Consider the following 13,797-nt stretch of genomic DNA (forward strand, 5'->3'; position numbering starts at 1 on the left):
CTGTATAACCAACGTGTGACACAAACCTCGATCCACCTCCCCACCACGCTCACCCTCGACCAGTACCGCACCGTGGCCGAGTGTGTGGTGCGCGTGCTGCGGGACTCGAACCGCACCGAAGACATCATCACCGCCGAGGAGCTCACCGCCCAGGCGCAGCTGGTGTATCTGCAGACCAGCGGGGTGATGCAGACGGGCGATGGCCCCGACCTGATGCGCGAGCGCCCCGACTTCGTGAACGTGGACATGGACGCGCTGCGTGCCCTGCCGCCCGAGACGCTGGGCGGTGCGCTGGCGCGCTTCTTCGACGCGAACGGGCTCGACACCAAGCTCTATGGCGTGCCCACGCTCTACACGAGCGACCCGGAGCGCGCGTACCTGATGCGGCGCATTCGGCAGTGCCACGACCTCTGGCACGTGCTCACGGGCTTCACCATCGCAGGGCACGACGAAATCCTGCTGCACGCCTTCCAGCTCGCCCAGACGGGCATGCCCAGCTCGGTGGCGCTGATGGCGCTCGGGTCGCTGAAGCACATGCTGCTGGAGGCGCGCTTCGGCGCGCTGCGCACGGGGCTGCTGGCCGCCTACCGCCGGGGCCGCGCCGCCGAGCCGCTGCTGCCGGTGTACTGGGAGCGCTACTTCGAGGAGCCGCTCGACAGCGTGCGCGCGCGCTACGGCATCCGCGCGTGGAGCCGCGCCGATCACGAGGCCACGCGGCCGTTTCGCCTGGTAGGCCCGGTGGCGGCCTAGGGGTGCGTGGGTGGGGGTGCGCCTTGGCAGCGGGGCTGCTGGCTGCGGGGCTGGGCTGCGCCACGCCCGAGCCGCTGCTGGCTGCCGCCACCGTGACGCCCGGTGAGCGCTGGGCGGGGGATGCGCAGCGCGCCTACCGCGTGCACTCCACCAACGGCGGGCGCTTCGTGGAGCTGCAGCCCACTGCGGGTGCTGTGGAAGCCACTGGCCTCGAGTCGCGGGTGAGCTCCGGCGACCCGCGCGTGTTCTTCGTGGTCCACCCGCAGGCCACCGTGGATGCCCGCTCGCCGCAGGTGTTCACGCTGCTGAACCGCGCCGGCGAGGCCTGCGTGGTGGAGGTGGTGCGCGCCGTGGTGCTCGAGCGGCGTCTCCATGAACCTCCCGAGCAAGCCCCCGACCCCGTCACGCCTGCCCCCGCGGCGCTGGCGCTCGAGGTGGACCCCGCCGGCTGCGGGTCGGCCGAGGTGGCGCTTCCGGGAGCCCACCCGAGGGCCCGCCTCGAGCCCGTGCCGCTGCGGCGCGGATCGCGCGAGGTGCTCGAAGGGGTGACGCCCGAGACGATGCTGCGGGCCACCCTGACCTTCGCGCCCAGCCCGGGTGGCGGCTGCCCAGGGCTGCCCGCCACCCTGCGCTTCGACTGGGACGACGTGCGCCACGTGAGCCTGCGCGTGGAGCAGCACGTGATCGAGCTGTTCCTGCTGCACACCGGCGTGGAGTCCCTGGTGTGGGTGGGCCACGTGGGCGAGACCGCGGTCTACAGCCTGAGCGAGGGCACCCGCGTGGAGACCATCGCCGAGACGCGCGACGTGGGGCTGGGGGCCGGCTGCACCGCCGGACGGTGACCCGCAACACCATCCCGTATACGGCGCGAATACGGAATCGGGTGGGAGGCGCATCGGCAAGAGTGGGCACGGCGGTGATCTCGCGTAACCCTGGAAGGGCTTATGCTTATCCGGTCCCACTCCTCCCCCTCCGTGCCCGCCCAGCTGCTCCTCTTCGCATGGCTGGGCGGGTGCGGGGGAAGCTCCTCGCCGGGCACGGGTGACCAAGGCCAGGGCCTGCCGGACGCCGGCCCGCACGAGCAGCGCTGGGAGCACTGCCCGCCGGCCAGCAGCTTCGTGGGCGAGTCGTCTTGGCCCATGACGGTCACGGCCACGAACGAAGCCATCTACTGCACGCGCGTGAGCGAGGGGCGGACGCTGCAAGAGGAGCTGGCTGCGAAGCGCCAGCTGCGCGTGGTGCCCGGCACCTACCGCCTCCCGGGCGCAGGCGACACGCACGCCTTTCGCCTGCCGCTGTGCGTGGCCCTCGCGAACGGCCCGGGGCCCACGTCCACCGGCGCGGCGGGAACGCTCACGCACACCTCGAGCGTCTACGAGGGAGACACGTACCACCAGCTGCACTTCCAGCAGGCACTCACCAGCGGTAGCGCCTCGGGAGACTTCTCGCCGGTGCAGGTGGGCAGTGTGTTCCCGAGCCCCGTGCTGGACGGCAGCCCGGTCGATCCGTTCGGTGGCAACGGCTTCACGTTCTTCTTCGAGCTGTGCGCGAGCGGCGACTGCACGCAGGGTGGCGCGCTCTACTTCGACTCCTGCACGCACGCGAACTCCACCCTCCACCAGCACCACGTCACGCTCGAGGGCAGCGCCGAGGTGCACTTCGAGCTGCGCATCGGGCAGAGCCCCGCCAGCACCGAGCCGGCCGCCTTCGTGCGCGCCCACGGCGAGTTCGAGGGTGTGACCTTCGACCAGCGCGACTATTTCAAGTTGGTCTACAACCCGTCGCACCACCACTTCGAGCGGCAGTTCGCCGTGCTGTTCGACGCGCCCATCGACGGCGTGTGCGGCATCGAAGTGGAGGGCCTCGAGCCCTGGGACGACTACACGCCGGACACCGCGTATGCGGTGGACTGCGCGCTCGAGCGCCTGCGTGAGCTGGACGTGGTGGCGCACACCTGGGAGCGAGAAGAATGACGCTGCCCCGCGCGCTGCTCGGTCTGACACTGCTGCTGGCACACGCGGGCTGCAGCGAAGCGCACAGCACCGGAGACGCCGGAAACGGCGACGCTGGCGAGCTGACGCTGGACTCGTGCTTCGCGGGCATCGCCCCCACCGGCGACGCCCCGTGGGTGGGCACGCAGAGCTTCGAGAACGACGATGGCAGCGTCCGCGTGCGCCTGGCCCGTCAGCCGGGGGACCGTCCGTCCGTCGGCGAGACCTATGCCTACGACATGGTGCGCTTCGGCATCGAGCGTGATGGCGTGGTGGAGTGCATCACCGACCAGGACGCGCTGGCGTACGACTTCGGGCACCACAACTGGAACGACACGGCCACGGCCGAGGGCAACGGGACCTACGTGGTGACCATGCGCTTCGACGTGGCGGCCGAGCCAGCGGTGTGGGTGGACGCCCTGCAGATCAACGAAGCCGCCCCCATGACCCTGCACGCCACGGCGTGTGACGCGACCCCCTTGGATCTCAACCACTGCTTGCTGCGAAACATGTTCCCGTGACCCACGAACACCCTGCCCCTCGACGTGCCGCGCTCGTCGCTCCCGCGCTCCTCGCCCCTGCGTTGCTGCTGGGGCTGTGGCTCGGCGGCTGCGGCGACTCGAACGGCAGCCCAAACCCCGACGGTGGCCCCGCGCCCATGGACGGCGCCATCGAGGGCCCCGACTACCTCGAGCAGATCGACACGCGCGCCCAGTACGACAGCCTCGCGGCCGACGGGGTGGTGAAGTACCTGACCATCGTGGACGGGCGCGAGCCGCTGGTGCCGGACGCCGACTGCCTGTTCCAGAACTCGCGGCGCTTTCCGTTCCACGCCCAGTTCCTGCGGACCGTCTTCCCCGCGTTCAGCGACCTCAGCTTCGACACCTACGTGAACTTCGTGCTGCGCAACGCCACGCGGCGCGCGTGGGGTGGGGCCATCGAGCGGCGCGACCGCATCACGCACCCGCTCAGCGGCGCGCCGGGCATCTACATCTACTACGCGTATCAAGAGCGCGAGCCCGACGAGAACCTGACCGTCGCGCAGATCGTGGAGCTGGACCGCCGCCTCAAGGCCTGTGCGCCGCTCACGGCCAGCTCGCTGGTGTTCGTGCCCAGCATCCTCGAGCAGGAGAACCACATCCGCCCGCTGGTGGGCGAGCTCAACGCCGCCGGCGTGGCCGTGCGCTTCCCGGCCGACCTGGTGGAGCGCGAGTACGAGGCCTACAGCGTGGGGGAGAGCTACGGCTACCTGCACGTGGTGCCAGCCGGCACGGCGGTGCCCGAGGACTACGGCTCGCGCGACGTGCTGGTGCTCGAGGCCGCGCCGCCCGACCTGACCACGCTGGCGGGCATGATCTCCACGCTGCCGCAGAGCTCGCTGAGCCACTCCAACCTGCGCCTGCGCGAGCGCGGGCTGCCCAACGTCATGCTCACCAGCGCGTACACGGACAGCCGCGTGCAGGCGCTCGAAGACCAGCTGGTGCACGTGGTGGCCACCGAGACCGAGCTGACCCTCGAGTCGGCGACACTGGCCGAGGCGCAGGCCTACTGGGACGCGCACAGCCCCATGGTGGGCCCCGTCACGAGCGACCTCACGGTGACCGCGCTCGAGGGCATGGACACGCTCACCCACGAGGACGCCATCGCCTACGGCGCGAAGGCCGCGAATCTGGGCGAGCTGCACGCCATCCTGCCGGCGGCGAATCGTGTGGAAGGCTTCGGCATCCCGTTCAGCGCCTACCGCGACTTCATCGAGCACAACAACATCGACGCGGACATCACCGCGCTCTTGGCCGACCCGCAGGTGGACACCGACCGGGGCTACCGCGACGACGCCCTCGACAATCTGCGCGACGCCATCCGCGACGGCGCGCTGCAGCCCGGCTTCTTCGCGGCGCTCGAGGCGCGCCTGCGCGAGGTCTACGGCAACGGGGTCGAGACGCAGTTCATCCGCTTCCGCTCCAGCACCAACGCCGAGGACCTGGACGAGTTCAGCGGCGCGGGGCTGTACGACTCGAAGACGGGCTGCCTGGGCGACGACCTCGACGGCGACGCCACCGGCCCGTCGCGCTGCCTGAGCGCCGCGCACCGCGAGTGGATCGAGGCCGAGCTGGTGCGGCGCCGCGCTGAGCAGACCGCCCACCCCGAGCGCTGGTGGCTGGCGGCCATCATCGCGGACCTCGAGGACGACCTGGTGGACGAGAAGCCCATCGCCGAGGCCCTGGTGAAGGTCTGGCGCAGCCTCTGGAACCTGCGCGCCTACGACGAGCGCGAGTACTACGGCATCCCGCACACCGACGTGTACATGGGCATCGCCGTGCAGCCCACCTTCGTGCTCGAGCGCCAGGAGTCGGTGGCCATCACCAACCTGCGGCCCGACGCGGGCGACCCGGTCTACCGCGTGGTCTCGCAGCTGGGCGAGGTGGGCATCGTGCGGCCCATCGACCCGGGTGCCGTGCCCGAGACGCTCACCTTCCGGCGCAGCGGCAACAGCGCCACGAGCGTGCAGGTGGTGGTGCCGTCGTCGCTGTCGCCCGGCGCGGCCGCGCTCTACAGCCCCGCCGAGACCACCACGCTGGCCTCGCTGCTCTTCACCGTGCACGACCACTTCGCCACGAACGTGTACCCGGACATCACCGACCTGCGCCTCGACATCGAGATCGAGGTGACGTCCGACGACCGCATCGTGATCAAGCAGGCGCGCCCGTACCTGGCCGTGGAGCCGTAGCGTCTGTCCGCCACGGGATCGTCGCGTCAGAGGAACCCCCGGGCTAGGGCCCACTGCTCGAACTCCGCTCTCGCCCACGTTCTGGAGAGCAGCGTGGTCAAGGCGCCAACGGGCGAACCCTTGACCGTCGGGGGGGCATCAGCATCGGGAACGTGAAGGAGGACCTCGTCTCCCAGCGACACCGGAAGAGCAAGGTCACCCTGCACGTCGTTCGCGACGCGCCCCGCGAACTGGAGGGTCGGGTATTGAACGGGGTCGTCCCACGTGGCCACGAGCTGGTCGTAGTCGACCTTCGAGACCTCCACCCAAAGGCCGATGCACCACGCCCCGTAGCCCTCGACCGGTACGGGCAGGAGGCAGCGAACGAAGAACCGCTCGCCGTCGAGAACCGCGAAGTTTCGTCGGGTCTCCCCACGCGATTTCTCGTCTGCGCCGAGCGAGAAGATGACGTCTGGGGCCTGAAAACTCTTCTCGAGAGGCACGGAGGAGTCGCCGCACTGCACGCGATGAAGGAACCCGCGAAGGGAGCGATCCTGTTGAAACGCCTCGTCCAACACCTCGAAGGCCGTCGCCTTCCATGGGTGCTGACGCGCCTGCTCGCGGGCAAGCTTGGTCCCGACGATGTCAGCGGTGCCCCACGCCGACTCTGCGGCGTCGCCGAGCATCACCTCGTACGACTTGGTCGTCGGACGAACGCGGCAGTAGAACGCGACCCGCTCCGACGCGACGCTGCCTTCACCCCATTCGCCAAGAGACACGAGCATGGCGATCTCTTCGTGCGCGTCGTGGTTCGAGTACGCAGCGTAGTAGATGGCGAAGGCGTCACCCGCGCGGTGCACGAAACGCGTGAGCCTGACGGTCAGGCCACCGCAGCACTCGCAGCGAGACGCTGTGGGCTCGGAGAACTCGATCTCGTAGCGACTGGACATCGGCACGGTAGCCATACCATGCGACTCCACCGACCGATACGGCGCTGCTTGCCCCGGCTCACTGCCGTTTCGGGCCGCTCGGAGTGTGGCAAGCTCACGCTCCCACGCATGAAGAACGCCACCGAACCCTCCGCCCCGAGCCAACGCGCGGGCTGTCTCGAAGCCCTGACGCACCGCACCACCCCCTGGGACGTGCTGGTGGTGGGCGGCGGCATCACCGGCGCGGGTGTGGCCCGCGAGGCGGCGCGTCGAGGCCTGGCGGTGCTGCTGGTGGAGCAGCGCGACTTCGCGTGGGGCACGTCCAGCCGGTCGTCGAAGATGGTGCACGGTGGCCTGCGCTACCTGGCGCAGGGTGACTTCAAGCTCACACGGGACGCCCTGCGCGAGCGCGAGCGGCTGCTGCGCGAGGCGCCCACGCTGGTGACGCGAGCGGGCTACTTCTGGACCCATCGCAAGGGGCAGTCCCCGGGGCGCATCGCGCTCGGGCTGGCGCTCGAGCTGTACGACCGCATGGCGGGCATCCGCGACCATCACTTCGTGCCGCGGCGGGAGTACCTGGAGCGCGTCCCCGGCCTCAACTCGGAAGGGCTGCAGGGGGCGACGTACTTCACGGACTCCCTCGTGGACGACGCGCGCCTGGTGCTGCGCGTGCTGGACGAGGCCCGCGCCGACGGGGCGCTGGCCATCAACTACATGCGCGTCACGGGGCTGCTGCACGAAGGCCCGCGCGTGGCCGGGGCGCGCATCGAGGACGTGGTCAGCGGAGCCAGCTTCGAGGTGCCTGCCCGCGTGGTGATCAACGCGACCGGTGCATGGGCCGACGGTCTGCGCGGGCAGCTGGTGCCCGAGACCAAGGTGCGCCCCCTGCGCGGCAGCCACCTGGTGTTCGCGCGCGAGCGGCTGCCCTTGAACGAGGTGGTGGGCTTCCTGCACCGCAAGGACAACCGTCCCGTGTTCGTCTACCCGTGGGGCGGCGCCACGGTGGTGGGCACCACCGACCTGGACCACCGCGCCCCGCTGAGCGACGAGCCACGCATCACGGAGGAGGAGCTCGCCTACCTGCTGGGCGGTGTGCAGCGCGAGTTCCCGCAGGCCGGGCTCGGGCGCGAGGACGTGGTCTCCACGTGGGCCGGCGTGCGCCCCGTGGTGGCCTCGGGCAAGGGCATCAGCCCGTCGAAGGAGCGCCGTGACCACGTGGTGTGGGACGACCGCGGGCTCATCACCGTGACGGGCGGGAAGCTCACCACCTTCCGCTCCATCGCGCTCGACGCGCTGGCCAAGGCGGCGCCGCACGTGCCGGGCCTCGAGCGCGCGACGACCGGGCGCCCACGTTCCGGCGAGTGGAGCGCCTGCCCGCGAGCACCCTGCCGCAGCCCGTGCTGGACCGTCTGGTGGGGCGCTACGGCCCCCTCGCGGCGCGCTTCGTGGCCGAGATGCCCGCGAGCGAGCTCGTTCCCATCGGCGGGACCGACACGCTGGTGGCGGACCTGCGCTGGGCCGCGCGGCACGAAGCCGTGGTGCGCCTCGAGGACCTCCTGCTGCGCCGCACGCGCCTCGGCATCGTGCTGCCCGACGGAGGCAGCGCGCAGGTGGAGCTCATCAAGCGCACCGTGCAGGCGGAGCTGGGGCTCAGCGACGACGCGTACGCGGAGGCGTGGAGCGCGTATCTGCAGCTCGTGCGCTCGTCCTACGGGCTGCCCGGGTAGTACATCGCGTCGGAGGTCTCGGCCGGTTGCCGCCAGGGGACCGATTGACCTCGCTGCAAGGTCCTATGGGCACCCACCGCTGAAGCGGTGGGCAGCAGACCAGGTGGCTGATGAGCATAAAGTCCCCCGCCTTGCGGCGGCGGACTACGTGGCTGCCAGCAGGGTTTGCCCTACCCAGGTTACCCAAACACAGCGTCCGGCAACCCTCGGGAGAGCGCACCCCGTTGCCGATCACTTAGTCCGCCTGAAGGGCGGACCTTCGGTAGGTCCAGGCCTGGTCTGCTGCCCCCGGCTTCCAGCCGGGGGTGTCCATCGCACCTGGCAGCAAAGCAGCTCGGCCACCTGGTGAGATGTGCGAATTCTCAGGCTTCAGCCCTGGGTGCCCACAACGCACGACGGTGGGATCGCCACGGCCACCGTCAGACTACGGTGTGTCGCGCGGCTGCAGACACAGCACGCGGAGCGCCTCGTGTGTGGGGTCCGTGCCCGAGATGGACGCCATGCACGCGTCGACCTCGGCGCGACGCTGCGCCCAGGCCGCATCCTGCTGGATGTCCAGCACAGGCTCGATGCTGGCGAGGAGGACCATGGCGAGCACGGCAGCCGCCTCGGGGGACGTACCAACGCCAGCGTCGCGGCGGGCGGCCCTCCGCGTGCACACGCTGAGCGATCTCGGCGAAGCGGCCCTCGCGCGCCGCGTCGAGCGTCCATCCGAGCATCCCCGACCGGTCTCGGACGAACAGCTGCGCACGCTCCAGCTCCTCGAGCGCAGCCTGAGCCCCCTTGCTGGGCGAGCCGGAGCGCGGGGCCTGCGGGACCTCCGCGAGTTGGTCCCACGTGGTGACGCGCTCGCGCAAGAACCCCACCCGACGAATCGACCGAGCGCCGATCAGGATGCTCCCGCGCAGCCGGACCCTGGTCAGGACGACCGGCAGGAGAAGCAACACCGGGACCCAGCCCAGCAGGGTCCAGTCGCCCCGCCGTGGACCAGCGCGCGAACGAGCTGGGGGACCGCGAGGGCGAGCGGCAGCACGAGGACGTGGCCGAGCAGATAGCGAAGATCGTGGCGCCCTTGGTATGCGCGGGGCAGGAAGACGACGTGGTCGGACTCGAGATGCGCCGGAGGCTCACGGTAGGGGTTCATGGCGCCGTTTGTCGACGCTCGCGCGCCGCGTTGGCTTGGCTCGCGCGGATTCTCGTGACGCGGCGGCAGCCTGCCGTGCGGCCTATGGCCCAGCGTTCATGTCGCGCAGGTGGCGGTCCACCGCGCGGCGCATGAGTGGCGCGATCAGCCGGAGCAGCAGCCCCCCACCACGTGCGCGGGTGCAGCTCGAAGCTGCGCACGACCCGACAGCCGGTGGGCGTGGGCTCGAAGACCCAGCGCTCGATGAAGTGCGTGGCGAAGCGGCTGAGGGGCGCCGTGAACTCGCTCATGCGCATCACGATGCCGCCCCGTGTCGAGCCACGCCGTGATCTCCTCCACGTGGCTGGACCCGTCGCGGTTGGTCACGGCGATTTGCGTCCACCACGGCGTCCGTGCGCCGCCGGAAGCGCGCCTCTCGGATGCCGGGCAGGGGCCCGTAGCCGCGGAAGTCGGGCCAGTTCTCGAGCGTCAGCACGGCTTCGCCCACCTGCGCGGGGGTCAGCCGCAGCTCGCACAGGGAGCGCACATGGATGGGCGGGCGGGCCATGAGCCTGCTAGTGCGCCGAGCTGAGCAGCCGCTCCAGCTTGGCGAGGCCGCGCTCGAAGTCGGCCCCCAGCATGCTGTCCATGCCCACGATGGCGTCCATCGCGCGGCCCATGAAGCTGAGCTCGCCCTCGATGGTCCAGGTCACGCGTGTGTCTGCGCCCTGCGGCGCGAGCTCCATGTAGACCACCGCGTGGTCGTCCATGGGCGCCGTGAAGTGCAGCGCATAGTCCACGCGCGTGGGGGTGATCGCCGTGATCTCCATGCGGCCCGAGCCCACGTCCTCGCCGGCCCACGTGTACCAGGCGCCCACGCCCGAAGCCGGGTCCGAGTACTCTTTGATCGACGTGGGCTCGAGCTCGTCCCACGGGTTCCAGAGGATCCACTGGCGCAGGTCCGTGAGGTAGGGCGCCACCACCTCGGGTGTCCCACTCACCACCTGACTGCGCACCACGGTGTAGCTCGTGGGCCGCGTGGCGACGTAGGCAGAGAACCCTGCAATACCGAGGGCCAGGACACCCAGCACCCCGAGAGCGATCTTCTTCTTCGACATGCGCGCGAGGGTAGCTGGTACGGTGGCCCATGTCTGCTGACTCCTCTCGCGCGCCGCTGGTGTTCGGCGTGGTGTTCTTCTCCCTGATCGCCACGGTCATCGCGCACGTCATCGGCGGCAGCAACCCGTACACGCCGGCCGGCTCCGAGGGCTACGTGTTCCACCAGCCGCTGGTGATCGGGCAGCGCGAGTTCATCGAGGTGCAGCGCGGGCCCACCTCCACGGGCTGGCGTTGGGCGCAGCAGGTCATCAACCTGGACATGCGCGTGGCCACCTACACCGAGCAGATGCAGATCTTCAGCCTCGACAACCTGGAGGTCACGTTCGAGGTGCACGCCCGCATCCGCCTGCGGCCAGGCACCGCCCGCGAGGTCATCGAGCGCTATAGCGGTGCGGACTGGTTCGCCACCAACGTGCGCCGTCCGTATGTGACCGCCACGCGAGTCGGTGCGCACGCACGCCGCGTTCGCCATCAAGGACGCGAGCGTGGCCATCGGAGAGGCCATCCTCGCCCGCTTGCGCGAGGAGTACGCCGACAAGCCCTTCGAGTTCATGTCGCTGTCCATCGGCAACATCGAGTACCCGTCCTCGGTGACCGAGCGCGTGGTGGCCAACCTGGCCGCTGAGCAGCGCCGCCAGCGCCGCGAGGTGGAGCGCCAGATCGCGGAGTCCAACGCCGCCATCCGCGAGGTGCGCGCGCGCGGCGAGGCCGAGGCCCAGCAGATCGAGCAGGAGACGCTCACGCCGCTCTTCGTGCAGCACGAGGCGGCCGACCTGTACCGAGCGCTGGCCGACGAGACCGAAGACGAAGACGGTGTGGCGCGCGCCCGTGTGGTGATCGTCATGCCCACCCGCAGCGACCGTGCCGGCGTGCCCCGCATCTACCAAGGAGAAGCCCGATGAAGTCCTCCTCCATCAGCTTCGCGCTCGGCGTGCTCGCGGCCCTCTCGGGGCTGCTGGGCGGCTGCTCCAACGAGTCCACCTCCGAGGGGCACGTGGGCTACATCTACCACCAGCCACTCGTGTTCGGGGAGGCGCGCTACGTGGGCACCCAGGTGGGCCCCACCTCCACCGGCGTGGCCTGGCAACTCTACGTCATCAACGTGGACGTGAGCGCCAAGAACTACACCGAGGAGTTCCACATCCTGAGCCGCGACAACCTGACGGTGGGCTTCGGTGCCACGCGCATCGCCGTGCGGCGCGGCCGTGCGCACACTCATCGAGGAGATGGGCTCGGGCGAGACGGTGCCCAACACCACCTGGCCCGAGTGGTACGAGCGCGCGGTCCGTCAGCCCTACCGGAGCGCGGTGCGCGACATCGTGCACGAGTACGAGGCCTACGACATCCAGACCAAGACGCAGGAGATCAGCGTGGCCATCCTGCAGCGCCTGCGCGAGGAGTACGCCGACTCGCCCATCGAGTTCGAGTCCATCTCCATCGGCAACATCGCCTACCCCGACGAGATCAACGCCGAGATCCAGCGCAAGCTGGCCGCCGAGCAGGACCTCGAGCGCATGGCCCGCGAGCGCCAGATCGCCGAGCAAGAGGCGCAGATCGTGGTCACCAACGCACGTGGCCGCGCTGCGGCTCAGCGCATCGTCAACGAGACGCTCACCCCGCTCTACGTGCAGCACGAGATGCTGGAGAGCTTCACGCAGCTGTCGCGGTCAGCCCGCGTGACGGTGATCGCCACGCCCACGAACGACACGGGGGGTCGCCGGTGGTGCTGGGGTTGTAGCGCTGCAGCGCACGGGCCGCGCACGCGAGGCCGGTGCCGCGCGAGCTCGCGCTAGGGAACCTCGCCGAGCGCCAAGCGCTCCTCGCCCGTGTCGAGCGTCCCGTTTCCGTTTCGGTCGGCGCCCAGCTCGAGGGCGCGGAGCATGTTCGCCTCGAACGCCTCGAGGGCCTCCGGGTTCGACAGCGCGTCGATGCGGATGCTGTCGTCCGGGCCCACCTCGAGTTCGTCGAGATCGAGGTCGCCGAACCAGCGCGCCACATCGAAGCTGAGCACGAATTGGCTCATGGGAGCGCTGATGAGGAAGCTGGTCATCGGGCTGGTGGCCTCGAGCTCGACCTCCTGTTGGAGCACCAACGTGAAGCGACGCCCCGCGGGGTCAGGCCGGTGATCACCACGGAGCTGTCCTCCAGCTCGGCCGGTGCGCCCACGGGCAGCGGCAGCTCGGCCTGCGAGAGATCGGCCCGCAAGCCCGTGTATTCGGCGGGATCGAGCGCGAACTCGAGGCGGCTAGAGCTCGGGTCCGTGAGGTCCACCACGACCAAGCCCTCGATCTCGACATCGGACTCTTCCTCGTCTGGCGTGTCCAACCGCACCAGGCTGATGTCACTCACGCCGAGCCACGCTTCTTCGATGAAGATGCCGTTCGTGCCGGTGCGGAAGTCCGCCGTACCGGGGTCCGAGGTGTGCACGGAGAGACCCATCTGGCTGGGCTCGACCGGGTTGCCCGTCTCGGAGCCACCGGTGCAACCCAAGGTGATCAGCGTGGCGAGCGCGGCAGACGGAGCTCTCGCGAGTCGGAAGGTCATGGTTCGCGGTCCGGGGGCAATGAGAGGGGAAAGAGCTGGAAACCGACCTGGACGACCTGGGTGCCCGCAGACTCGGCCACCGCCAGCTCGAGGAGCTCCCGCCGGAAGCGCTGGATGCGGGCCTTGATGCGTGCCACCCCGCCCTCGGACAGCAACAGCGTCACGCTCGAGATGTCGCGCTCGCTCGACGGGATCAAGTCGATGCTGGCGGCAGCGCGCTCGAGCATCATCAGGTGGTAGTTGGCGATGTGCACCGCAGGCAGCTCGGGCCCGGTGGTGACCACGTCGCTGGCCTGAACCAGTCGGCCGTCGGCGTCGGTGACGAGCAGCCCCAGCTCCTTCAGCGTGTGGAGCGCGCGGTTGGCCTCCGCGAGGGAGATCTTCGGCCACAGGCGCTCCGCCAGCCACTTCGCGCTGCCGTCGAAGTCCGCACGCCCTGCCAGCTCTCGGATGGCGGGGACGTACCACTGCGCGTGATAGGCAGCGTGGGCCATGTCCAGCTGCTGCGCCTGGCGATACCCCCGAAAGCCCGAGAGCGCCCCGTGCACTTCCTGGCGCTCCTTGACCGTTGTGGCCTGCTCGAGGCGCACCAGCTCCTCGAAGTAGTGCGCGGCGTCGCCCGTCAGGCGACAGGCCTTCGCGAACTTCCTGGCCGTCTCGAGCGCGAGGTTGCGGTCACCCTCCATCACGCGCTTGAGATGATTCGGAGAGCTGAGCCCAGCGCGACGACTGAACGCGCGGAACGAGAATCCCTTCTTCGTCGCCTTCTCGTGCACGTAGAAGTCACGGAGAAACGCCCGGAAGTCGAGGTAGTCGAACACGTCGATCTCGGCTTCCACGTCGGCGTCGCTGGGGCGGTCCATGAATCCCCGTAAGCTATCAGCGGCTAGGCCCGAACCCCATCCGG

The 13,797-nt window shown here is 70.0% G+C and carries 16 protein-coding genes and 1 pseudogene; 9 read left to right on the forward strand and 8 right to left on the reverse strand.

Features of this window, described 5'->3' with window-relative positions:
• Positions 1-15 precede the first annotated feature (15 nt).
• From IPI43_11655 to IPI43_11675, 5 genes are all read left to right on the forward strand, one after another.
• Positions 16-750 (forward strand): hypothetical protein, encoded by a 735-nt coding sequence (locus tag IPI43_11655; protein MBK7774774.1) that lies wholly within the window; start codon positions 16-18, stop codon positions 748-750.
• A 23-nt stretch (positions 751-773) separates the two neighbouring features.
• A complete protein-coding gene (locus IPI43_11660) occupies positions 774-1,592 on the forward strand; it encodes a hypothetical protein (protein MBK7774775.1) in 819 nt (272 codons plus the stop codon).
• Positions 1,593-1,724: 132 nt separating this feature from the next.
• Entirely contained in the window at positions 1,725-2,723 is a 999-nt protein-coding gene (locus IPI43_11665) for a hypothetical protein (GenBank protein ID MBK7774776.1), read from the forward strand.
• Complete coding sequence (locus tag IPI43_11670; protein ID MBK7774777.1) at positions 2,720-3,262, forward strand: hypothetical protein; 543 nt, start codon at positions 2,720-2,722, stop codon at positions 3,260-3,262. Before IPI43_11665 ends, IPI43_11670 begins: the two co-directional genes overlap by 4 nt.
• The gene (locus IPI43_11675) at positions 3,259-5,469 is read left to right on the forward strand and encodes a hypothetical protein (protein ID MBK7774778.1); all 2,211 of its coding nucleotides are present in this window, start codon (positions 3,259-3,261) and stop codon (positions 5,467-5,469) included. The genes IPI43_11670 and IPI43_11675 overlap by 4 nt, the downstream gene beginning before the upstream one ends.
• Positions 5,470-5,495: 26 nt before the next feature.
• On the opposite strand, the gene IPI43_11680 is transcribed toward IPI43_11675, so the two are convergent.
• On the reverse strand, positions 5,496-6,308 hold the full coding sequence (locus tag IPI43_11680) for a DUF2199 domain-containing protein (GenBank protein ID MBK7774779.1): 813 nt from the start codon (positions 6,306-6,308) through the stop codon (positions 5,496-5,498).
• 198 nt (positions 6,309-6,506) lie between these two features.
• On the opposite strand from IPI43_11680, the pseudogene IPI43_11685 reads away from it, so the two are divergent.
• A pseudogene (locus IPI43_11685) lies at positions 6,507-8,104 on the forward strand (glycerol-3-phosphate dehydrogenase/oxidase).
• 424 nt (positions 8,105-8,528) lie between these two features.
• Here the strand turns inward: IPI43_11685 and IPI43_11690 are convergent.
• The 4 genes from IPI43_11690 to IPI43_11705 form a co-directional block, all read right to left on the reverse strand.
• Complete coding sequence (locus IPI43_11690) at positions 8,529-8,693, reverse strand: hypothetical protein (protein ID MBK7774780.1); 165 nt, start codon at positions 8,691-8,693, stop codon at positions 8,529-8,531.
• 551 nt (positions 8,694-9,244) lie between these two features.
• A complete protein-coding gene (locus IPI43_11695) occupies positions 9,245-9,538 on the reverse strand; it encodes a hypothetical protein (GenBank protein MBK7774781.1) in 294 nt (97 codons plus the stop codon).
• Between the two features lie 5 nt (positions 9,539-9,543).
• Positions 9,544-9,795: a hypothetical protein gene (locus IPI43_11700; GenBank protein ID MBK7774782.1), complete on the reverse strand. Its 252-nt coding sequence runs from the start codon at positions 9,793-9,795 to the stop codon at positions 9,544-9,546.
• A 7-nt stretch (positions 9,796-9,802) separates the two neighbouring features.
• Positions 9,803-10,345: an SRPBCC family protein gene (locus IPI43_11705; GenBank protein MBK7774783.1), complete on the reverse strand. Its 543-nt coding sequence runs from the start codon at positions 10,343-10,345 to the stop codon at positions 9,803-9,805.
• 29 nt (positions 10,346-10,374) lie between these two features.
• Here IPI43_11705 and IPI43_11710 point away from each other — a divergent pair, with 29 nt between their 5' ends.
• The 3 genes from IPI43_11710 to IPI43_11720 all read left to right on the forward strand — a co-directional run bounded on the left by IPI43_11710 (position 10,375) and on the right by IPI43_11720 (position 12,139).
• Entirely contained in the window at positions 10,375-10,971 is a 597-nt protein-coding gene (locus tag IPI43_11710; protein ID MBK7774784.1) for a hypothetical protein, read from the forward strand.
• The gene (locus IPI43_11715) at positions 10,937-11,248 is read left to right on the forward strand and encodes a hypothetical protein (protein ID MBK7774785.1); all 312 of its coding nucleotides are present in this window, start codon (positions 10,937-10,939) and stop codon (positions 11,246-11,248) included. Before IPI43_11710 ends, IPI43_11715 begins: the two co-directional genes overlap by 35 nt.
• Before the next feature lie 303 nt (positions 11,249-11,551).
• Complete coding sequence (locus IPI43_11720; protein MBK7774786.1) at positions 11,552-12,139, forward strand: hypothetical protein; 588 nt, start codon at positions 11,552-11,554, stop codon at positions 12,137-12,139.
• Here IPI43_11720 and IPI43_11725 read toward each other — a convergent pair.
• From IPI43_11725 to IPI43_11735, 3 genes are read right to left on the reverse strand one after another with little or no spacing between them, the layout of a single operon-like run.
• Positions 12,136-12,396, reverse strand: a complete 261-nt coding sequence (locus IPI43_11725) for a hypothetical protein (protein ID MBK7774787.1) — start codon at positions 12,394-12,396, stop codon at positions 12,136-12,138. The two genes, IPI43_11720 and IPI43_11725, sit on opposite strands and share 4 nt — an antisense overlap.
• Entirely contained in the window at positions 12,393-12,890 is a 498-nt protein-coding gene (locus tag IPI43_11730; protein ID MBK7774788.1) for a hypothetical protein, read from the reverse strand. Before IPI43_11730 ends, IPI43_11725 begins: the two co-directional genes overlap by 4 nt.
• The gene (locus tag IPI43_11735) at positions 12,887-13,753 is read right to left on the reverse strand and encodes a TIGR02147 family protein (GenBank protein ID MBK7774789.1); all 867 of its coding nucleotides are present in this window, start codon (positions 13,751-13,753) and stop codon (positions 12,887-12,889) included. The genes IPI43_11730 and IPI43_11735 overlap by 4 nt, the downstream gene beginning before the upstream one ends.
• Positions 13,754-13,797 lie beyond the last annotated feature (44 nt).

It is taken from the genome of Sandaracinaceae bacterium, assembly GCA_016706685.1.
Lineage (GTDB): Bacteria > Myxococcota_A > Polyangia > Polyangiales > Houyiibacteriaceae > JADJJE01.